Here is a 20127-nt window from a genome sequence, read left to right on the forward strand (position 1 = left end):
CGGCAAGCGTGCGGGCCGCCCGCCATGCCGAACGCTAACGAGGCGTTAACTCTGACAGCCTTAGGGTTGCACCGAGTCCCGACAACCGTTCGACCGGTGGAATGATGGCGTTTGCCGAGCAAAAATCGATTCAACCGGCCACCGAAGAGCGACGCCGCTTTCAACGCGTGAAAGTCCACTTGCTGGGCCGCTACATGTTGCCGGATCGCCGCGAATTCCCCTGCCAAGTCATCAACATGTCGCCGGGCGGCTTGGCCATGCTGGCGCCCGGGATCGGCAATGTCGGCGACCGGGTGATCGCCTATCTCGACCATATCGGCCGCGTCGAAGGCAAGATCACCCGCATCATCGACAACGGCTTTGCGATGACGGTCGGCGCCACCCCGCGCAAGCGCGACAAGCTCGCCGCGCAGCTGACCTGGCTCGCCAACCGCGACATCCTCAACCTTCCGGAAGACCGCCGTCACGACCGTATCGTGCCGCGCAATCCGATCTCGATCCTCACCCTGGAGGACGGCAGCAAGCAGAGCTGCCGGATCATCGACATGTCGCGCTCGGGCGCGGCGATCTCCGCGGACTTCCGACCGACGCTGAACTCGCAAGTCGCGCTCGGCAGGGTGCAGGCCCGGGTGGTCCGTCACCTCGACGACGGCTTCGCGCTCGAATTCATTCACGAGCAGATTGCCGAGACACTCGAAGACAGCGTTACCGCGCGGTAAACCGCGACACCTCGCGATCAGCAATTCCATCGACCGATGAAGGCGCTATCCGCCGCCGCCGAGCCGCGCCGTGGTCGTCGGCTGCGGCCTTGCGCTGGTTAATTTCCACGCCGGCTCGCGCGGGGCGCCCGCGGTTTCGTTGGGCGCGGCGGTTAACGATTCAATTTGAATCGAATTTGAAAATTCGCAATTTTACGCTTATTCGATTCAAGTATATCGCGAAACAATCCGCAGTTTTGATTCAGACTTGGCTCAATTGTACTTGTTGTACTTAGCGGCCGCGCAAAGCCTCTGTGCAAAACATGGTCCCAACAAGAAACGGGGGCCACAATGTTTTGCAACAGGGGATTACGCACCGCGCTGGCAGCTGCCGCCGCCGTGTTGGCAATGACCACAGCGGCCTACGCGGCCGGCGAGCGAGTGATGTATGCCAGCCTTGGCGACAGCGCACGGGCGCCGATCGGCTGGATCGAATTCTGTTCCGACACCCCGGTGGAGTGTCGCGGCAGCGCCACCCAGCCGCGTGATATCGTGATGTCGCAATCGACCTGGAAGGACTTGCTGCGGATCAACCGCTGGGTCAACGACAACATCAAGCCGATGACCGACCTCGATCATTGGGGTGTGGTCGAGCGATGGTCGATCCCCACCGATGGTTACGGCGACTGCGAAGACTACGTCTTGATGAAGCGCAAGATGCTGATCGATGCCGGATGGCCGCGCGAGGCACTGCTGATCACCGTGGTGCGCGATACCAAGGGCGACGGCCACGCGGTGCTGACGGTCAAGAGCGACAAGGGCGAATTCATTCTCGACAACCAGAACGAAGAGGTCGTGGCCTGGACCGAGACCGGATACCGCTTCGTGAAACGTCAGTCGCAGAGCGATCAGAACGTCTGGGTAGCGCTGGGAGATTCCAGACCGGCGGTGGCCACCGCCAGCGCCCAACAGCGCAAGTAACAGAACAAGTAGCAGCGCAAGAACATCTCGCTGCAGCCCATTCAGGAGAATCGCGACCCGGTCACACCCCACCCCTCCCCGTCCCCGACCGGATCGTGCGCGGCCAGCTCTTCCCCCAAAGAGCTGGCCGCAGTTTTTTCAGGCGGCTTTGCCCACCACGGACAGCGGCGATCGAGTCCGCGACCGCCCGCGGCGATGCATCAGCTCTCGACCGCGACCCGCGCCACCGCGATCTTGGCGCGCTTCTTCAGCATCTCGAGTTTGCTTTTGACGTCGTTCATCGACTGGGCGTCGAAATCGCGGAAGATAAAGGCGTGCAGCGCCTCCCAGCGGGCGGAAAGGTCGGAAATCTGCTGCCGCGCCCGGTCCGACAGCGACATCAGCACCACACGACCATCGGCCGCGGAGGTCACGCGATTGATCAGACCCAGCCGTTCCAGAACCTTGGTCTGGGTGGTGACGAAGGTGGAGACCGCGTGGATCTTGGCGGAGACGTCGCCGACCGAGACACCGCCGCCCTGGTCGAGGTCGTCGATCGCCATCAGGATCAGCCACTGCGATCCGCTGATGCCGAACAGCTTGGCCCACGACCGGCGGATATCTTCCAGGTGATTGCTGATCGAGACGAAGTCCCAGATGATCTGGTGCGACAGGCCGAAATCCCGATGCCCTTCAGCCGCCTCGGCTGGCCCGCGCGACTCCGTTGAAGCCGCAAGATCGCCCTCCTCGTCGTGGGCAGTGCGCAGAGTCGGCATTCCGCAAAACCTCCATCGATTCGTCCCTTCGACCGTCGTTTGCACGTCCATGGGCCAGGGCCGCAGGACTCAACGACTTGTTCTTTTTCTTGTTGGCCTTGTTATTCTTCTTGTTCTTGCCGTCGCCGAGCGAACCGCAGATCGATCATTGGCTCGCCCCGCCGCGTCGTTAAACCCGCGCGACCTTCATCCATGTGCCCGGTGTCAAAACACCAATTTAAGGGCCGCCAATTCCGTTCAGATTAGCACAAGACAACTGCTGGTTAATCTGGCGGCCGCTCGCCTATTCGTATTATGACGCTCGCGTAACAACGTGTTGCAAGAATACAACAAATTCGGGGAAACACAATATGTATTTATGTTCGAGATTTCTTTGCGGAGGTACCTTCTGTATGTTCCAGCTGCGGACGGAGGGGGGCACCTCGAAGTCGTCCCGGCGGATGAACTCTCTGAGAGTTCCAGCGGCGGGTTAACGGGCACCATTTTTCGACCAGCGCAAGCGCCGTCGATTGGACTGTCCACTAGGCAAACTTGGAGGTTTTCAAATGAATTTAGTTAAGGGCCTTATGCTCGGCACTGCTGCGACGTTCGTCGCCACCGCCGGCGCGCAGGCGGCCGATCTTCCCCTGAAGGCCAAAGCGGTCGAATACGTCAAGGTTTGCTCGCTGTACGGCGCAGGCTTCTACTACATCCCCGGCACCGACACCTGCATCAAGCTCGGCGGCTATCTGCGCGCTGAAGTCGGCTTCAACACCGCCGGCGCGACCGAAACCCCGGCCTGGAGCGGCGCCGCCGGCCAGCAGAACCGCCTGCAGAACCAGGCCCAGTTCCGCGCCCGTCAGGACATCACCCTCGACACCCGCACCGCCACTGAATACGGCGTTGTCCGCACCTATTTCGACTCGGTGTTCACCTGGACCACCGGTTCCGACACGATCGCCGGCGGCAACCTCGGCGTCTACTTCGCGTTCGTGCAGTTCGCCGGCTTCACCTTCGGTAAGGCGGTTTCGGTGTTCTCGACGCCGTGGAACGGTTCGCCCGGCAACATCGGCTCCAACCTGCTCGGCGGCGACGATACTTCGACCGGCGTCAACCAGGTGTCCTACACTGCGGAATTCGGCAACGGCGTTTCGGCGTCGCTCAGCGTCGAAGATCCCTATGCCTATCGTCAGGCCTATGGCGTTTCCAACGTGTTCAACGTGACTGGCCTTGGTACCTCCGGCAGCACCGCAGCCAGCTGGCTGGCGGGCGCAGGTCCGGGCGGCAACTACACCGCCGGCACCCAGATCCCCGACATCGTCGGCCGCGTTCGCGTCGATCAGGCCTGGGGTCTGTTCCAGGTTTCGGCTGCCGCGCATCAGATCCGCGCCAGCTACTACAACTTCGCTGACGAAACCACGGGCCACCCGGGTGACAAGTACGGCTACGCCGTGCTGGCCGCCTTGTCGCTGAAGAACCTGCCCACCGGCCCCGGCGACACCATCAACCTCGACGGTACCTATGCCGACGGCGCGATCCGTTACGTGATGAGCGGCACCGGTGCCATCAACAGCATGTCGATGTACGGCGACACCAGCGTCCCCGGCGCGTACCAGAGCCTGGCGCTGGGCACCTCGCCCGACGGCGTGTTCACGACCGGCGGCGGCATCCAGACCACCAAGGCCTGGGGCATCCGTGGCGCCTTCAACCACAACTGGACCCCGAACTGGTCCACCTCGGTGTTCGGCGCCTACACCTCGGTCGACTTCGGCGGCACCGGTGGTGCTCTGTACACCGCGGGTCTGCGCAGTGCGGTTGGCGGTACTTTCACCGGCACTCCGAACTTCAAGATTGCCCAGATCGGCACCGTGACCCGCTGGACCCCGGTCAAGAACCTGACCTTCTCGGGCGAAGTGATGTACACCAAGCTCGACCAGGACTACAGCGGCCTGACCGGCTCGGTGAAGCCCACCGCGACCAAGCCGACTGGCATCTATGAGTTCAAGGACCAGGATACCTGGACCGGCGCTGTCCGCGTTCAGCGGAACTTCTGATAAACGACCACGAAAGGAGACTTTTCTCTCTTTTGTAAACTTCCAAGGAACCTCCGGCGATGCCCCGCCGGAGGTTTTTCTTTGTCCGAATCGGCTCAGCGAATCGAATCAGCCTGAGATCGCAAACCGCGGCTTCCGAGCCGGACGCGGTGCGCCATCAGCAGCCTTTGCAGATGCTCTTGACCTTACGGTCGACCGCGCGGTCCTCGGCATCGACCGCGGCATTGCCGGTGGTCGGCGGCCCCTCAATGGCCGAGCCGCTCGAGCCGGCCCCGGTCGCAGCCGTTCCACGCGGCGCCTTGTTCGCCCCGCCGCCATCTCTCCCGCCGGAGCCGCTGCCTGCCCCGGACGAATTCGCCGTCCCCAGCGCGTTGGTCCCTGGATCGGACGGCTGCGCAGCGCCGAGACCGCTGTTTCCGCCAACGCCGCCCGCGCCGCCGGCGGCTGCCCCCGTTGCGCCGCCAGATCCGCCACCCGCTCCGCCGCCGGAGCCGCCGCCGCCGGAGCCTTGTGCAAACGCTGCGGTCGCCAGCAGGATGCCCGCGAGGGCGACAAAGATCGTCGGTGAATGGCTGCGCATACGGGGCTCCTTTTCCGATCAACCGAAGCCGGCCGCGCTGGTTCCGTCGGCTCCCCGATTCGGCGCCGGAACCAATCCCCGATGGTCGGCTTAGTCTGAGCCGGCGCGCCGGCAGGTCTTGGCGGGCAGGTCTTGGCGGGCAGGTCTTGGCGGGCAGGTCTTGGCGGGCAGGTCTTCTTGGCGGGATGGTGCGCTTGCGCAAGCTGATCGGGTTCGACGACGACACCCTCGACAAGCTGACCCAACTCGGCCGCGATCGCATGGCCACGTTGCAGGAGCTCGCCGACGAAGCGTTCGCCGACCTCTTGAAGAAACACGGCATCCCGATCGACCTGAAGGATGCGCTGCGCCGCAGCGCAGGCGCGTCGAGCAAATCCTCCGGCACCAAGCGAATCACCAAGGGAGCCAAAGCATGACACCCGACCCGTTCGAAGAGGGCCAGCGCGCCGCGCGAATGAGCATTCCGGCGGAAGCCAATCCGTACCGCGAGGGCAGCGACGAGAATTCACTGTGGGCCGCGGGCCACGAGCGCGTCGCCTCGGAGATCGAGGCCGGCGAGGCCGAGGGGACCTAGAGCGTTTTCGGTTAAGATCGAATCATCCAACCAAAATCGGCGTCATTCCGGATTGCGCGTTCGAACAACGCGCAAGCCCGGAATCCCTACTCGCTGCGGTGATGATGGATGCCGGGCTCACTCGCAGCGAAGCTGCTCGTGCCCCGGAACGACGGCCATGGGACCCTTGAACCGCATCAATCCTAGCCGAAAATGCCTCTCGCAGCGCGATTCCGCGCCGCCGCTCAGCGGCGCACGCTCAAGTAGAACAAAGTGTTCGCCGATCGCGCCCGGTCAGCGCGAAGTATAGATCGCCGGCAGCCGACCGGACTTTGTCAGCCGATTCGGGTCAGGCCGGCGTTGTAGCGCGCGCCGTTGCGCACATAGAAACCGGCCCCCGCGGTCATCGCGGCGACCTGCGCCGGCTCCAGCGTGCGGATCACTTTCGCCGGCGAGCCGATGATCAGCGAGCGCTCCGGAAACTGCTTGCCCTCGGTGATCACCGCGCCGGCGCCGACGACGCAGCCGCGCGCGATGCGGGCGCCGTTCATCACGATCGCCCCCATGCCGATCAAGACGTCGTCCTCCACCGTGCAGCCGTGCAGAATCACATTGTGGCCGATGGTGCAGTTGCGCCCGACGCTCAGCGGAAAGCCGGGATCGGTGTGGCAGGTGGCGTTGTCCTGGACATTGGAGCCGGCGCCGATCTCGATCCACTCGTTGTCGCCGCGCAGCACCGCGCCGAACCATATGCTGACCGAGGCCCCCAAGCGGACCTTGCCGATCACCGCCGCGCTGTCGGCGATGAAATGGCTGGCGTCGGCGGCCAGTTCCGGGCCCTGCCCGTCGAGTTGATAGATGGCCATGATGGGTTCCTGGACTGCAATGCGCGGTATTGGCTACACGACTTCGATCCCGGATTCAAAGCCGCCGCGCTGCCGCTCAAGCCAGAACGCCGAGGGCTTTCAGGGTCATCATCAGCACCGTGCCCGACATCATGCTCCAGAACCCGGCGAGCACCGTCGCCATCATCACGAATTGGGCGCGGCGGCGCTGCGATTGCCGATCACGCAGGGTGTTGCGCATGATGATGAAAGGCGCCGCGAATACCAGGAACGGCACTGCGGCGAAGGTCTGCGGCGCCGCGCCGCGCTGCAGCAGGCCGAATCCGGCCTGGCGCCGCGCCAACGCCTGGTAGCCGCTGGTCAACGCCCCGGCCAGCGCGAACCCGACCAACAGCGAGAACAGGTTGTTCCAGACTTCCGGCGACATCGCCTTGCCCTCCCACACGACTACGTTCGCGGTGATCGCAGAAAGCCGCTGCGGCCGCCACCGCATCCTTAAGAAAGGGTTAACATCGCCGGCACCCCGCGACGCCGTCGGAGCCTTTGGTTGCTGCGCAAAAACCTACGGAAGTGGTTCTGCGCGTGGCATATTCACCGCTGATTCGCGCTCTCCCACCCTCCAGTGACGTATTGCAATGGCCCTGCTTTCATCGGCTGAAAAGGCATCGCCGCGCCGGCGCAAAGCCCGCGGCGGTCACCCGGGGCCGATCCTGGCGGCGGGCCTGATCGTGATCGCCGCCGTCACCGTGGTGGCCTATCTGCTGTGGCCGACCTGGCACGTCGAACCGACCGGCGATCCCGATCGCATCCCGATCGAGGTCGGCGCAACCTTGTTCAACGTTCCGACCCGCGCATTTCGTATCAAGGTGCAGAAGCACTCCGGACCACAGGAACGCGTCGACCTCAATTTCAGCTATCCGTCGCTCAATGCGCCGGACAAGCCCAAGCACGTCAGCGTCGACGTCGCCGGCGAGATCGCGCAGCCGATCGACCGGATCTTCCTGTCAATCACGGCGCATCACGATGCGATGTCGCCGGAGACCCGGCTGCGCACGATCTTCCCGCGCTATCTCGCCGCCGCCCCATCCCCCGGCCCGGACGACGTCACCGTCCGCGCGTTCCGCGATGGGTCACCCTATAGCAACGAAGACCTGGTCGTGGGCCGCAACCCGGACTTCGCCGCGCGCTGCACGCGCGACGGCAAGACCCCCGGCATGTGCCTCACCGAACGGCGGATCGACGGCGCTGATCTGACGTTTCGTTTTCCGCGGCAATGGCTGGCGCAATGGCGCAACGTGGCCGGTGCGGTCGATCAGCTGAGTGCGAGTCTCCCGAGCCTGCGCCGCTGAGTAACGCCGCCGGGTGCCGAAGCCAAGCCGCAAGCCGCGGCCTCAGCCGACGTCGACCAGATCGTCTTCGAGAATCGCCATCTGGAACTGAAACGAGCGGTCCTCGTCTTCGTCGTCGACGAACAACACGCCGATGAATTCCTCGCCGATATAGACCTCGGCCGAGTCGTCCTTCTTCGGCCGCGGCACCACCCGGATCTTCTGGTTGCCGAACAGGCGCTTGAGATAGGCGTCGAGTTTCCTGACTTCCTGAACGTCCACGGATGTCTCCAATGCGATTGAATGTTGGCGATGCTTTAGTGCGGGATCTGCCGCGCCGCTAGCCGTTTATGCCGGGCGCGCTCACAAAGGTTTGGACAATCACAGCCCGATCGCGTTCAGCATCTGGTTCATGGTGCGCGACGGCTCGGCGCAGCCGGCCTCGCCGACCACCTTGGCCGGCACCCCGGCCACCGTGACGTTGTGCGGCACCGCCTTCACCACCACCGAACCCGCGGCGATGCGCGCGCAATGGCCGACCTCGATATTGCCGAGAATCTTGGCGCCGGCGCCGATCAGCACGCCGTGGCGGATTTTGGGATGGCGGTCCTCGTGCTCCTTGCCGGTGCCGCCCAGCGTCACGCCGTGCAGGATCGAGACGTCGTCTTCGATCACCGCGGTCTCGCCGACCACAAGCCCGGTGGCGTGATCGAGGAAGATGCCGCGGCCGATCTTGGCGGCCGGGTTGATGTCGGTCTGAAACACCGCCGAGGACCGGCTCTGTAAGTAGAACGCGAAGTCCTTGCGGCCCTTATGATACAGCCAATGCGCCAGCCGGTGGGTCTGCAGCGCGTGAAACCCCTTGAAGTACAACAACGGATCGATGAACCGCGCGGTGGCCGGATCGCGATCGAACACCGCCACCATGTCGGCGCGAAACGCATTGCCGATATCGGGAGCGTCGCGCAGCGCCTCCTCGAAGGTCTGCCGGATCAGGTCGCCGGACAGCGCCGCATGATCGAGCCGCTCCGACACCCGATGCACCACCGCCTCTTCCAGCCGATCGTGATGCAGCACCGTGGCGTAGATGAACGAGGCGAGTTCGGGCTCGCGGCGAACGATGTCCTCGGCCTCGACGCGCACACGGTCCCAGACCGGATCGAGCGCGGTCAGCCTGGGGGTCTGCGGATTGACCTGATGCATCGACATGCGGATCTCGCGATTTCAAGGTTACGTTGCGATTATAGCACGGGCGCCGTGCTGCTGTCCTGCCGCCGCGAGTTGCTCGCCGGGGCCGGTTAACTTTGCCTAACCAACTGATACGGAACGCTTTATCTGTAAACTATAGCGCTCCGCCGAAGCACCGAAGCAACAGGTGGCGCGAAATCCGGATAAATCAAGCTGCAGGTTACAACCGTTCTGAGGTTGTCACGCCCGCGGAAATCGGGGAAGTCCGGTCGCATGTCAGATGACGTCAGCACACCGATCCCGCGCGTCCGCCGCGTCGAATTTGCCTCGGCCTGGATCGTTGCCTTGGTGGTGCCGCTGCTGCTGCTGATGCCGGCATTCTGGAACGCCTATCCGCTGTTGCAATACGACACCGGCGGCTATCTCGCCCGCTGGTATGAGGGGTACCTGGTCCCCAGCCGGTCGACCGTGTTCGGGCTTTATCTGCATTTCGGCGAGTCGTCGTATTTCTGGATCAATCTCGGCGTCCAGGCGCTGGCGACGCTATGGATTCTGCAACTGACGCTGCGGCTATTCGGCATCCGCACGCCGCTGCGGATCGTGGCGGTCTGCCTGGCGCTGATTCTGACCACGGCGTTGCCGTGGCTGACCAGCATGCTGCTGACCGACATTTTCGCCGGCCTTGCGGTGCTGTCGCTGTTCATCGTGGTCGTGCAGGGCGACAACATCTCGCGGCTCGAGCGCGGCCTGTTGATGCTGTTCACGGCGTTCGCCGCAGCCACCCACAGCGCCACGCTCGGCGTGTTGTTGGGGCTGTGCTGCGCGGCTTTGCTGGCGCGGCCGCTGCTCGGTCGGCGTATTCCGCTGGGCGGATTAGTTCGCGGATTGACGGCGCTGGCGGCCAGCGTCGCGATGCTGCTCGCCGCCAACTTCGCGCTGTCCGGCCAATTGGCCTGGACGCCCGGCGGCGTCGGCGTCGCGTTCGGCCGCATGCTGCAGGACGGCATCGTCGCCCGCTATCTCAACGATCACTGTGCCACACAGGCGCTGAAGCTGTGTCCCTATCGCGCCGCGTTGCCGGCCACCGCGGATGATTTTCTGTGGGGCCAAAGCATGTTCAACACGCTGGGCCGGTTTCAGGGCATGGACGACGAGATGGGCTTTATCGCGCTGCATGCGCTGGCCGACTATCCGGCCTGGCAGGCGGAGGCGGCGCTCGCCGCGACCGCGCAGCAACTCACCCACGTCGCCACCGGCGAAGGCACCAACGGCTGGATCCCGCACACTTACGGCATCATCGAGCGCTATCTGCCGGGTCAGGTCGCGGCGATGCGCGCGGCGCGGCAGCAACATTGGGACATCGACTTTCCCGCCATCAATCGCGTTCACGTGCCGGTGGCGCTGGGCTCGATGCTGCTATTGACCGTGATCCTCGGCAACGCGCTGTGGCGCCGCAACCTCGACGACCTGTCGCTGCTGTCGGCGACGGTGTGTCTGGCGCTGATCGGCAACGCGGCGATCTGCGGCGTGATCTCCGGCCCGCACGACCGCTACGGCGCGCGCATGGTGTGGCTGGCCAGCTTCGTGGTGCTAATCGCCGCCAACCGCTGGTTCGACCACGACAGCCCTCACGGCCGCCGCGACAGGAAGTCCAGCACGCCGTCCTTGTAGACGCGGTCGCCGACCGCGCGCATGTGGTCGCGCCGGGGAATGTCCAGCACCTCGGAGCCCGCAATAATCTCTTGCAGCGCCCGCGCCGAACCGGCGATGTCGTCGGTGGTACCGACCGCGATCAGCACCGGCACCGCGATGCCGCCCGCCTCTTCCACCGACATCAGCCGACGCGAGCCGCGCAAGCAGGCGGCCAGCGCCGCGCGATCGGACCGGGTCTGCTCGGCGAACGCGCGAAAGGTGCGCCCGACCGGATCGGTGACGTCGTCGAGCGACGGCGCCTGCAACGCCGCGACGACGTTTTCGCCGGGCCCACCGCCTTGCACCAACCCGATGCCGAGCCCGCCGAAGATCGCCGAGCGCACCCGCTCCGGCTGACTGCGCGCCAGATAGGCGGTGATCCGCGCGCCCATCGAATAACCCATCACGTCGGCGCGGGCGAACTGCAGATGATCCATCAGCGCCCGCAGATCGCCGGCCATGGTGCCGATATGATAGTCCTCCGGATCGTACAGCTTGCTGGACTCGCCGTGCCCGCGATTGTCGAAGGCGACGACGCGGCGGCCGCTTTTCTGCAATTCCGACACCCAACTCGGATACGCCCAGTTGACGTTCTTGTTCGACGCAAAGCCGTGAACCAGAATGATCGGATCGCCCTCGCCTTCATCCAGATAGGCAATTTCAACACGGCCGTTGTGAAAGCTCGGCATCGATCTGTCCGTCGGTGAGGAGATGGCAAGGAGGAGACGAGGCTGGGAGAGCGACCAGGATCGTGGGGTGAGGAACGAGGTTCTAACGCGGGGCGCGCAACGCCGCCAGCGGCAACGGCGGCAGTGGCGGGATAGTTGCCGCGGCGGCGCGCAACGCGGTTTGCCGAGCCGCGGTTTTTTCCCGGCGGCGGCGCAGCCACCACCGTGTCGTGCGTTCGGTCGCGGCCTTGATCGAACTCAGCACGCCGAAGAATGCGAACACGGCCCAGAGCATCCACCACGACAGGTTGAAGGCGCCGATCGTCAAGAACAGCGCGCCGCGACCAAGGAGCTTGAGAATGCCGCGGGTCTGGCCGGCCTTCGACTCCGCCAAGCGTGCGGCCCGCGCGATGTCCTTCGGCCCTTCGGCGATCTTCAGCGTGTCGAGCGCGCCGCGGGTGCCGAGCTTTTCGCCGATCCGTCCGACGTCCTTGGCGACCCGCACCAACGCGCCGGCCTTGTCGGCGCGAAACGCCGCTCTCACCGCGGTGACGGTCTCCGCGGGCTTGCTCAGCGCACCGGCCGACAGCGCGTTGCGCAACGCCGGCGTATCGACCACCTCGGCGGCCGATCGTCCGGCCCATCGCGACAGTCCGGCGCCCAATCGCCCGACCTTGCGGGCGTCCTTGACCAGCGTCAGCCCGGCGCGCACCGGCGTGGTGCCGCCCACCGAAACAAACGTCGCCGCGGTCACCGCGAGTCCGGCGGCGGCGAGTCCGAGAATCACCCGGTCGGGCTCCTCGCCGGCGGCCAGCTTTTGACTTTCGCGCACCACGTCGCGGACGTCGCCGAACACAAACAGATCGCCGGCGACGCTGCCCGACAGACTGGCCCCGTCCTCGACATTGCCGGTGACTAGCCCGGTTGCAAAGCGCTTGGCGACCTGGGCAGGACTGTGGTCGAGCTGCACCGCGTCGGCGACGCGCTGCTGCAGCGCCTCGGGAACGGTGATTCCTTTGTCGGCGGCAAGCGCGACCAGACTTTGGGCAAGATCGGAGTCGTTTTGCGCCAATGCGCTCTCGATGTTCTGTTCGATCAGGCTTGGGGCCTGCCGCAATGCCGAACTAATTTGCACGTCGGCCAGTTGCGCCGGATCGTCTTGGGCATCCAGCAGGGCTCCGGCGTGCTGTGCGGACGGCCAAGCCACCAGCAACGCTGCGACGCAAATCGCAGTTCCTGCCAGGGCCGATCCGCTCTGCAACCGGGTCATGGAATCCTCGTTATCTCATCCTAAAGGTGGTGCGTCATTTTTTGGACACAACCGCCCCGACGAAAGAAGGGCTTCTCCCAGGCCACGGGATTGTGTCGAATTTCCGCGGGCGAATGGCCGCCGGCCGCTCTAGGAATCAAGAACCGTGAACAGTATGGTGCGCGCGCCATGCTGTCTTCGTTCGTCGCGACCATAAGGTGAAGAACATGTCCGACCACGTCGTCCCTCACTTCCACAATGACGCCGGCGTTCCGATCATCGAGATCGGCTCGAAGGAGTTCATGTGCGTGGGGGCCAACCCGCCGTTCGATCATCCGCATGTGTTCCTCGACCTCGGCAACGACAACGAAATCATCTGCCCGTATTGCTCCACATTGTATCGCTACGCGGCCGACCTTGCGCCCGGCGAGGCGCGTCCTCCCGAATGCGTGCTGCAGGACAAGGTCGCCTGATCGACGGCTTTGACAGCCCCGCGAACCATCGTCGTCGCCGGCGCCGGGATCGGAGGATTGACCGCGTCGCTGACGCTTGCAGCCAAGGGTTTTCGCGTCATCGTGCTGGAAAAGGCGCAGCGGCTGGAAGAAGCCGGCGCCGGGCTGCAGCTGTCACCCAATGCCAGCCGCGTGCTGATCGATCTCGGATTGCGGCCGCGGCTGGAGCCCAGCGTCATTACGCCTGACGCCGTCACCATCATGAGCGCGCGCGGCCAGGGCGAGATCGTTCGCCTGCCGCTCGGCGACGAGGCCAGGTTTCGCGCCGGGGCTCCCTATTGGGTGATTCATCGCGCCGATCTGCAGACCGCGCTGGCGGCGCAGGTCCGCGACCATCGCAACATCGAACTGCGGCTCGGCTGGCAGTTCGAAGAGGTCAGCAGCACCGCCGACGGCGTTTCGGTGACGCAGCGCAACGGACTGTCGCGGCTGCATGAGCCGGCTTTAGCGTTGGTCGGAGCCGACGGCATCTGGTCGGCGGTCCGCCGCCAGCTGTTTCCCGATGCGCAGCCGAAGTTCTCCGGACTGATCGCATGGCGCGGCACGTTCGAGGCCGACCGCTTGCCGGCCGGGTTTGCCGCACGCAATGTGCAGCTGTGGATGGGCGGCAATGCGCATCTGATCGCCTATCCGATTTCCGCAGGCCGTCGCATCAACATCGTGGCGATCGTCGCCGGATCCTGGAACCGGCCGGGCTGGAGCGCGCCCGGCGATCCCGGCGAGATCAACAGCCAGTTCGCCCCGCCGCATTGGCCGGACCAGGCTCGCGTCCTGATCGACGCCGTGCAGGGCTGGCGCCGCTGGGCGCTGTTCACCATGCAGGATGGCGGGGTGTGGAATCACGGCGCCGCGGCGATGCTCGGCGATGCCGCGCACGGCATGCTGCCGTTCGCCGCGCAGGGCGCCGGCATGGCGATCGAAGACGCCGCGGTGCTGGCCGCCTGCCTCGGCGACATCTCGGCCCCGGAGGCGGTGCCGGCGGCGCTGCAGCGTTACGCGGAGCTACGGCAGCCGCGCGTCGGCCGGGTGCAGCGCACCGCGCGACTGAATGGTCAGATCTATCACCTCGCCGGCGCCGCGGCGCTGGCGCGCGACCTGACGATGCGCGCGCTGGGCGGCCCGCGGCTCTTGGCGCGGCAGCGCTGGATCTATGATTGGCGGGTGTGAGCAGCGCTGTGGCGGTGCTTCCGCTCAGTGCGCCCGTTTGCGGGCAAGCCCCGCCGCAACCGCGGCCGGGGCCACCACCGGAGCCACTGGCAGCGGCTCGCTGACGCATTTGTTGCGGGCCCAGACCTCGTCGGCGAGCTTGGCCTGTGCGCGCACGGTGATGTAGCTGTTGCGATAGCCGACTTCCGCCATCACCGCGCCGCCGGCGCCGGTCTGCGCCTTGGCGATCAGCCGGTCCAACTCGGCGGTCTGGGTCGCCAACGACTTGCGTTCGGTGTCGAGCTGTTTGCACTCCCACAGATCGTATTTCGCCGGATCGACGAAGGCGCCCGAGACGGCGCCGTCGCCGAGCCCGGCGCAGCCGCTAAGACAAGCTGCCAGCGCCAACAGCGCCGCATAGCCGGCGAGCGGCGTTGAAAGATATCGATGCGGCCGGTCGGTCATGTCGTTTGCAAGCCCATTCCTGTTGCCCCGGCTGGAGCACGATCCGAAAACCGGGATCCCTGTTCGGGATCATGCTGTAATGCACATGGCCGGATGACCGCAATGAGGCCGACGCTGTTGCGGCGAATCGCCAATCCCGCGCAACGCCGGTTTCTCCACCCGGCGCACCGCACGGCCTGGTGCGGACGGCGGGAATCGAACCCGCACGACGTTGCCATCGAGGGATTTTAAGTCCCTTGCGTCTACCAATTCCGCCACGTCCGCATCGCCGTCCAGCCCGCCGCCACCACGGCGGCCGGCCGGAAACGGCCCCATCCATAGTCGAGCCCGCGGCGCAAAGCAAAGCCTGCGCGCGCGGCCGTGTCAGGCGGCGCTGGCGCGGCGCCGCGCCAAGGCGTCGCGGATCAAGGGCAGCCGGTCGTTGCCGAAATACATGTCGGTGCGATCGACGAAGATGGTCGGCGAGCCGAAGCCGCCGCGCGCCATCAGTTCGTCGGTGTTGGCCTTGAGCTGGTCCTTGATCGACTGCTCGGCGATGCCGGCAAACAACGCCGCCGGATCGACGCCGACGCGCTGGCAGATCTCATTCAGCACCGCGTCCTGCGAAATATCGTGGTCGTCGCTCCAATAGGCTTCGAACACCGCCCGCGCGAACGGCAGCATGGCGCGGGCGTCGTCGCGCCCGAGCCAGAGGCAGCCGCGCATCGCTTTGACGCTGTTCACCGGAAACACCCGCGGCGGCATCTTGATCGCGAGCCCCGCCGCGCGCGCCCAATCGGCGAGATCTTTCGTCATATAAGCGGCCTTGGCCGGCACCGGCCGATCGCGCTGCGCATAGACGCTGGGGTTGATGCTGTTGAAGATGCCGCCGACCAGGATCGGCCGCCACGCGATCTCCTCGCCGAACTCTTTCGCCAGCGGCTGGATGTTGTGGAAGGCGAGATAGCTCCAGGGGCTGGAGCAGTCGAAGAAGAATTCGATCATCGGGGTTTCCTCTCAATGGGCTGCGTGGGCCGCAGCGCCGGTTTGCACTTTCAAGCCGCGACATGCGGGCCGCAGCGTCGCCAATCCATTGGCCGTCATTCCGGGGCACGAGCGGCGTGAGCCGCGAGTGAGCCCGGAATCCATAACCACCGCTGGGGTTATGGATTCCGGACTTGCTCGTTCTGACGAACTCGCAATCCGGAATGACGGTCGTGATGAGTTGCGCGCTCACGCCTCCTAACTACTGTTGCTGCTGTCCCTGCGCATGCGACGGCGCGTCAACGCCGAACATGATCTTGCGCGCCTGCTGATCCATCGGCTGGGTCTCCTGCTTGCCGACTGCGAGCCCGGCCTGCAGCCTGGGCCGCGCCCGCAAAGCCGCGTACCAGCGCTTGACGTTGGGATAGTCGTCGAGCGTCAAGCCCTGCGCCTTGTGGGTCATGATCCAGGGAAAGCAGGCAATGTCGGCGATCGAGTAGTCGCCGGCGATGTATTCGCGCGCGGCAAGCTGCGTATCAAGCACACCATACAGCCGCTTGGCTTCGCGCATGTAGCGATCGATGGCGTAAGCGATCTTCTCCGGCGCATAGAGCAGGAAGTGACCGTTCTGCCCGAGCATCGGGCCGAGCCCGCCCATTTGCCACATCAGCCATTGCGTCACGTTGAGACGGCCGCGCAGATCGCGCGGCATGAACAGGCCGGATTTTTCCGCGAGGTAGAGCAGGATCGCGCCGCTCTCGAACACCGTCAGCGGCGCGCCGCCATCGACGGGATCGCGGTCGACGATCGCCGGCATCCGCCCGTTCGGATTGAGCTTGAGGAACTCGGGCTGGTGCTGATCGCCGCGGCCGAGCTGCATCGGATGCAGTTCGTAAGCCAAGCCGCATTCCTCCAGCATGATCGAGATCTTCCAGCCGTTCGGCGTCGGCGCGTAATACAGCTCGATCATGCGGGCTCCCTTTGGGCGAGATGCATTTTGCGCGATCCTAGCCCGGCATTCTCCCGGGCGGCAATGCCATGTACGAAGCAGCTGCGACATGGCACATAGGAGGCAAATCAACGGGGAGAAAATGCCGATGCTGTTTCCGACCACCATCGCGGGTTCATTGCCGAAGCCGGAATGGCTCGCCGAACCCAACACGCTGTGGGCGCCGTGGAAATCCTCCGGCACGGAATTGGCCCGCGCCAAGCGCGACGCCACGCTGCTGGCGTTGAAAGTGCAGGAAGACGCCGGCATCGACATCCTGACTGAAGGAGAGCAGGCGCGGCAGCATTTCGTGCACGGCTTTCTCGAAGCCGTCGAGGGCATCGATTTCGCCCACAAGGTGGAAATGGGAATCCGCAACGATCGCTACAAGGCGATGGTGCCGCAGGTGGTGGCGCCGCTGCGGCTGAAGGGCCGCGTCCACGCCTTCGAGGCCGAAATCGCCCGCGCCCACACCACGCGCAAATTGAAGTTCACGCTGCCCGGCCCGCTGACCATCATCGACACCATCGCGGATAGTTACTACGGCGACCGCGTCAAGATGGCGTTCGCCTTCGCCGAACTGTTGAACGAAGAGGCCAAAGCGCTGGCGGCTGAGGGCATCGACATGGTGCAGTTCGACGAGCCGGCGTTCAACGTCTACATGGACGAGGCCGCCGACTGGGGCGTCCGCGCGCTGGCGCGGGCCGCCGAGGGCCTCACCTGCGCGACCGCGGTGCATATCTGCTACGGCTACGGCATCAAGGCCAATACCGACTGGAAGGCGACGCTCGGCGCGCAGTGGCGGCAATATGAGGAGATCTTTCCGGCGATCGACGACAGCCCGATTGGGCAGGTCGCGATCGAATGCCGCAACTCCAAGGTGCCGCTGGAACTGCTCGGGCTGTTGAAGGGCAAGATCGTGCAGGCCGGGGTGATCGACGTCGCCAGCGACGAGATCGAGACCGCCGAGGACGTCGCGGCGACGATCGAGGCGGTGATGAATTTCGTGCCGAAGCAGAACATCATCGCCACCACCAATTGCGGCATGGCGCCGATGCGCCGCGACATCGCCGAGGCCAAGCTGATGGCGCTGGGCGCCGGCGCGGAATTGGCACGGCAGCGGTTCGGGTGAGCCATCGCTGCGCCAGGAGTCCGACGCGGTCGTTCTGATAGCAGCCGCGCCTCACCCACAACGTCGTCATCCTGAGGCGCGAGCCGGCCAACGCGGTTGGCCGCGCCGCAGCTGATAACGCCAGGCGAGCCTCGAAGGATGCGGACGCGGGTTCGCGCGGTCCACAGATGGTACTTGCGGCCCATCCTTCGAGGCTTGCTGATCGGCGCTGCGCGCCGATCAGCAAGCGCCTCAGGATGACGACGGAGCGTGTTGCAACGCAGACAGATGCAGTCGCGGCCGATAGCCCGCGGCGAGCGCGCGCAGCGTCGAGGGCGGCGTAAGTAATTGGGCATCGCGAAGCGCTACGTCGACGGCCCGATAGCCGTCGAACGACCACAGCAAAACACGGCCGCCCACCACCAGATAGCAAATTGCGTCGGCGATATTGGCGCGATCGACGTTCCTCGCCGCCTGCAGTGTCACGCCCGCTTGCAGCATGGCGCCGTCGGATAGCTCCTCGATCGCGCAAGGCAGCGGATGCAGCCGCTTCGCGCGGCCGGCGAGCCGTTCGGCATGCAGCGCCGCATCGATGTCTTTCGCATCTGCCCGTGCCACGCCGTTGCCGCGCTGCCAGGCGTCGCGAAATTTCTCCGCATCCTCGCGCCGGCAGAGAAAACATGGCCGGTGCCCGGCGGCGAGCGCGGTGGCTTCGTCGAGGAAAAACAGCTCGGTCCAGCTTGGCGTCGCCATCACGTCGCGGCGGCGGCCGCGAAAATCGCAGACGCAAGTAATCCACGCCGCGCTCGACCAGCGCCTGTTGAGCAGCGTCCTGGTCGCCGGATCATGGATGATGCCGCGATTGCCGGTGAACATCCCGCGCTGCGGCGCCGCGACGATCTCGCCCGTTGGCGTCACGCGGTTCTGCAGCGGCATTTCGATTCACCTCCGGCGCACACACTGGTCGACGTCGCGGCTCCGCTTGCGGCGCGCCCGCGATTACCCCGCGCCGTCCTTCATCGGCGGCTGGAAGGTCAGCGCCAGGTCCCAGGGAAAGAAGATCCAAGTGTCCTGCGACACTTCGGTGATGAAGGTGTCGACCAAGGGCCGGCCTTTTGGCTTGGCGTAGACGGTGGCGAAATGCGCGTCGGGCAGCATCTCGCGGACGAGGCGCGCGGTGGCGCCGGTGTCGACCAGATCGTCGACGATCAATAGCCCCTTACCGGTGCCGCCGCCGAGCGCTTTGGTGCTGTCGGAGACGCCCTTCAGCACCTGCAGCTCGCCCTGCCGGTCGTGCTCGTAGGAGGCGATGCAGACCGTGTCGATCACCCGGACGCCGAGCTCGCGCGCCACGATCGCCGCCGGCACCAGCCCGCCGCGGGTGATGGCGATCACCGCGGCGAACGGCCCGACTTCGTTGAGCCGCCAGGTCAAGGCGCGGCAATCGCGGTGAAACTGGTCCCACGATACCGGAAAGGCCCTGCCCGCGCGCTCCTGCGCGTTGAGATCCACGCTTTCGATCATCAAACTATCCTACATCCAGTGAAACGGCGGCGGCCGGCGCGCCTCAGTGCGGCGCCTGCAACGACGTCAGCATCTGTTTGACGCCCTCGACCGCCTCGCGCAGCTTCTCGGCATCCCGCGAGCGCACCACCAGATAGGTGTTGGGCTTCTTGTCCTCGTCGAGAAACGGATAGCTGCCGATGATCGCATCGGGATGCGCCTTGGCCAGCGCCCGCAGCGGGCCGCCGATGTCGCCCTCCCGGGCGTTGGCGCGGATCGATTCCGACAGCATCCGCACCCCGGATTTCAGCTTCGGCGCCACGATGTCCATCATCGCCTGCATGATCGAGGGCACCCCGGCCAGCACGATGACGTTGCCGATCTTGAAGCCCGGCGCCAGAATGGTGGCGCTCTGGATCAATTCGGCGCCGTCCGGAATCCGCGCCATGCGCAGCCGCGCCTCGTTGAGTTCGGCCTCGGAGAACCGTTCGCGAAACCGCGCCACCACCTCCGGGTGATGGTCGATGCCGACCCCGAACGCCTTGGCCACCGCGTCGGCGGTGATGTCGTCATGGGTCGGCCCGATGCCGCCGGTCGAGAACACGTAAGTGTAGCGATGCCGCAACGCGTCCAGCGCCTCGACGATGGCGGCCTCGTCGTCGGCGACCACCCGCACCTCGCGCAGATCGATGCCGATATTGGTCAGATATTCGGCGATGAAGCCGATATTGGCGTCCTTGGTGCGGCCCGACAGGATTTCGTCGCCGATCACCAGAATGCCCGCCGTAATGATGTCGCTCATTGGCTCCCCCATCGTGACGCACCGCTTAGCACGCAATGCCTCAGTTTCACGAGGCCCTGCCGTCAAT

Annotated in this window: 24 protein-coding genes and 1 tRNA gene; 10 read left to right on the forward strand and 15 right to left on the reverse strand. The window is 65.2% G+C overall.

What is annotated here, in order from left to right; translation table 11 throughout:
* Positions 1-104: 104 nt before the first annotated feature.
* Both RPC_RS15720 and RPC_RS15725 read left to right on the forward strand, forming a co-directional pair.
* Positions 105-719 (forward strand): PilZ domain-containing protein, encoded by a 615-nt coding sequence (locus tag RPC_RS15720; RefSeq protein WP_011473565.1) that lies wholly within the window; start codon positions 105-107, stop codon positions 717-719.
* A gap of 330 nt (positions 720-1049) precedes the next feature.
* On the forward strand, positions 1050-1679 hold the full coding sequence (locus RPC_RS15725; RefSeq protein ID WP_011473566.1) for a transglutaminase-like cysteine peptidase: 630 nt from the start codon (positions 1050-1052) through the stop codon (positions 1677-1679).
* A gap of 200 nt (positions 1680-1879) precedes the next feature.
* Here RPC_RS15725 and RPC_RS15730 read toward each other — a convergent pair whose 3' ends face one another.
* Entirely contained in the window at positions 1880-2434 is a 555-nt protein-coding gene (locus RPC_RS15730; RefSeq protein WP_011473567.1) for a MarR family winged helix-turn-helix transcriptional regulator, read from the reverse strand.
* A 545-nt stretch (positions 2435-2979) separates the two neighbouring features.
* Here RPC_RS15730 and RPC_RS15735 point away from each other — a divergent pair.
* Positions 2980-4467, forward strand: coding sequence for a porin (locus RPC_RS15735; RefSeq protein WP_011473568.1), 1488 nt, complete (start codon positions 2980-2982; stop codon positions 4465-4467).
* Between the two features lie 157 nt (positions 4468-4624).
* On the opposite strand, the gene RPC_RS15740 is transcribed toward RPC_RS15735, so the two are convergent.
* Positions 4625-5047 (reverse strand): hypothetical protein, encoded by a 423-nt coding sequence (locus tag RPC_RS15740; RefSeq protein WP_011473569.1) that lies wholly within the window; start codon positions 5045-5047, stop codon positions 4625-4627.
* Between the two features lie 194 nt (positions 5048-5241).
* Here RPC_RS15740 and RPC_RS15745 point away from each other — a divergent pair, with 194 nt between their 5' ends.
* Both RPC_RS15745 and RPC_RS26525 read left to right on the forward strand, forming a co-directional pair.
* Entirely contained in the window at positions 5242-5463 is a 222-nt protein-coding gene (locus RPC_RS15745; RefSeq protein ID WP_041802926.1) for a hypothetical protein, read from the forward strand.
* Positions 5460-5621, forward strand: a complete 162-nt coding sequence (locus RPC_RS26525; protein WP_011473571.1) for a hypothetical protein — start codon at positions 5460-5462, stop codon at positions 5619-5621. The genes RPC_RS15745 and RPC_RS26525 overlap by 4 nt, the downstream gene beginning before the upstream one ends.
* A gap of 314 nt (positions 5622-5935) precedes the next feature.
* On the opposite strand, the gene RPC_RS15750 is transcribed toward RPC_RS26525, so the two are convergent.
* Positions 5936-6466, reverse strand: coding sequence for a gamma carbonic anhydrase family protein (locus RPC_RS15750; RefSeq protein ID WP_011473572.1), 531 nt, complete (start codon positions 6464-6466; stop codon positions 5936-5938).
* A 76-nt stretch (positions 6467-6542) separates the two neighbouring features.
* Positions 6543-6872: a DUF6949 family protein gene (locus tag RPC_RS15755; RefSeq protein WP_041802927.1), complete on the reverse strand. Its 330-nt coding sequence runs from the start codon at positions 6870-6872 to the stop codon at positions 6543-6545.
* A gap of 208 nt (positions 6873-7080) precedes the next feature.
* On the opposite strand from RPC_RS15755, the gene RPC_RS15760 reads away from it, so the two are divergent.
* Positions 7081-7794 (forward strand): hypothetical protein, encoded by a 714-nt coding sequence (locus tag RPC_RS15760; protein ID WP_011473574.1) that lies wholly within the window; start codon positions 7081-7083, stop codon positions 7792-7794.
* Between the two features lie 42 nt (positions 7795-7836).
* Here RPC_RS15760 and RPC_RS15765 read toward each other — a convergent pair whose 3' ends face one another.
* Positions 7837-8055: a DUF3126 family protein gene (locus RPC_RS15765; RefSeq protein WP_011473575.1), complete on the reverse strand. Its 219-nt coding sequence runs from the start codon at positions 8053-8055 to the stop codon at positions 7837-7839.
* Positions 8056-8154: 99 nt separating this feature from the next.
* Positions 8155-8982, reverse strand: a complete 828-nt coding sequence (gene cysE, locus RPC_RS15770) for a serine O-acetyltransferase (RefSeq protein WP_011473576.1) — start codon at positions 8980-8982, stop codon at positions 8155-8157.
* 252 nt (positions 8983-9234) lie between these two features.
* Between cysE and RPC_RS15775 the strand changes: the two genes are divergently transcribed.
* On the forward strand, positions 9235-10632 hold the full coding sequence (locus tag RPC_RS15775) for a hypothetical protein (protein WP_011473577.1): 1398 nt from the start codon (positions 9235-9237) through the stop codon (positions 10630-10632).
* Here RPC_RS15775 and RPC_RS15780 read toward each other — a convergent pair.
* Positions 10590-11342, reverse strand: coding sequence for an alpha/beta fold hydrolase (locus RPC_RS15780; RefSeq protein WP_011473578.1), 753 nt, complete (start codon positions 11340-11342; stop codon positions 10590-10592). The genes RPC_RS15775 and RPC_RS15780 overlap by 43 nt on opposite strands.
* A gap of 82 nt (positions 11343-11424) precedes the next feature.
* Complete coding sequence (locus RPC_RS15785; protein WP_011473579.1) at positions 11425-12591, reverse strand: hypothetical protein; 1167 nt, start codon at positions 12589-12591, stop codon at positions 11425-11427.
* A gap of 206 nt (positions 12592-12797) precedes the next feature.
* On the opposite strand from RPC_RS15785, the gene RPC_RS15790 reads away from it, so the two are divergent.
* Together RPC_RS15790 and RPC_RS15795 are read left to right on the forward strand one after the other, a co-directional pair.
* Entirely contained in the window at positions 12798-13043 is a 246-nt protein-coding gene (locus RPC_RS15790; RefSeq protein WP_011473580.1) for a zinc-finger domain-containing protein, read from the forward strand.
* Positions 13044-13052: 9 nt separating this feature from the next.
* Positions 13053-14249, forward strand: coding sequence for an FAD-dependent monooxygenase (locus tag RPC_RS15795; protein WP_011473581.1), 1197 nt, complete (start codon positions 13053-13055; stop codon positions 14247-14249).
* 24 nt (positions 14250-14273) lie between these two features.
* On the opposite strand, the gene RPC_RS26625 is transcribed toward RPC_RS15795, so the two are convergent.
* The 4 genes from RPC_RS26625 to RPC_RS15815 form a co-directional block, all read right to left on the reverse strand.
* Complete coding sequence (locus tag RPC_RS26625; RefSeq protein WP_011473582.1) at positions 14274-14693, reverse strand: hypothetical protein; 420 nt, start codon at positions 14691-14693, stop codon at positions 14274-14276.
* 177 nt (positions 14694-14870) lie between these two features.
* Positions 14871-14957, reverse strand: a tRNA-Leu gene (locus RPC_RS15805).
* A 99-nt stretch (positions 14958-15056) separates the two neighbouring features.
* Positions 15057-15677, reverse strand: coding sequence for a 2-hydroxychromene-2-carboxylate isomerase (locus tag RPC_RS15810; RefSeq protein ID WP_011473583.1), 621 nt, complete (start codon positions 15675-15677; stop codon positions 15057-15059).
* A 241-nt stretch (positions 15678-15918) separates the two neighbouring features.
* A complete protein-coding gene (locus tag RPC_RS15815) occupies positions 15919-16626 on the reverse strand; it encodes a glutathione S-transferase N-terminal domain-containing protein (RefSeq protein WP_011473584.1) in 708 nt (235 codons plus the stop codon).
* Between the two features lie 127 nt (positions 16627-16753).
* Between RPC_RS15815 and RPC_RS15820 the strand changes: the two genes are divergently transcribed.
* A complete protein-coding gene (locus RPC_RS15820; protein WP_080507395.1) occupies positions 16754-17776 on the forward strand; it encodes a methionine synthase in 1023 nt (340 codons plus the stop codon).
* A gap of 231 nt (positions 17777-18007) precedes the next feature.
* Here the strand turns inward: RPC_RS15820 and RPC_RS15825 are convergent, their stop codons facing one another.
* The 3 genes from RPC_RS15825 to RPC_RS15835 form a co-directional block, all read right to left on the reverse strand.
* Positions 18008-18691, reverse strand: coding sequence for a hypothetical protein (locus tag RPC_RS15825; protein WP_011473586.1), 684 nt, complete (start codon positions 18689-18691; stop codon positions 18008-18010).
* Positions 18692-18754: 63 nt separating this feature from the next.
* Positions 18755-19279, reverse strand: coding sequence for a xanthine phosphoribosyltransferase (gene gpt, locus RPC_RS15830; protein ID WP_011473587.1), 525 nt, complete (start codon positions 19277-19279; stop codon positions 18755-18757).
* A gap of 43 nt (positions 19280-19322) precedes the next feature.
* Positions 19323-20060, reverse strand: coding sequence for a competence/damage-inducible protein A (locus RPC_RS15835; protein ID WP_011473588.1), 738 nt, complete (start codon positions 20058-20060; stop codon positions 19323-19325).
* Positions 20061-20127 lie beyond the last annotated feature (67 nt).

The sequence above is a fragment of the Rhodopseudomonas palustris BisB18 genome (assembly GCF_000013745.1).
Lineage (GTDB): Bacteria > Pseudomonadota > Alphaproteobacteria > Rhizobiales > Xanthobacteraceae > Rhodopseudomonas_A > Rhodopseudomonas_A palustris_F.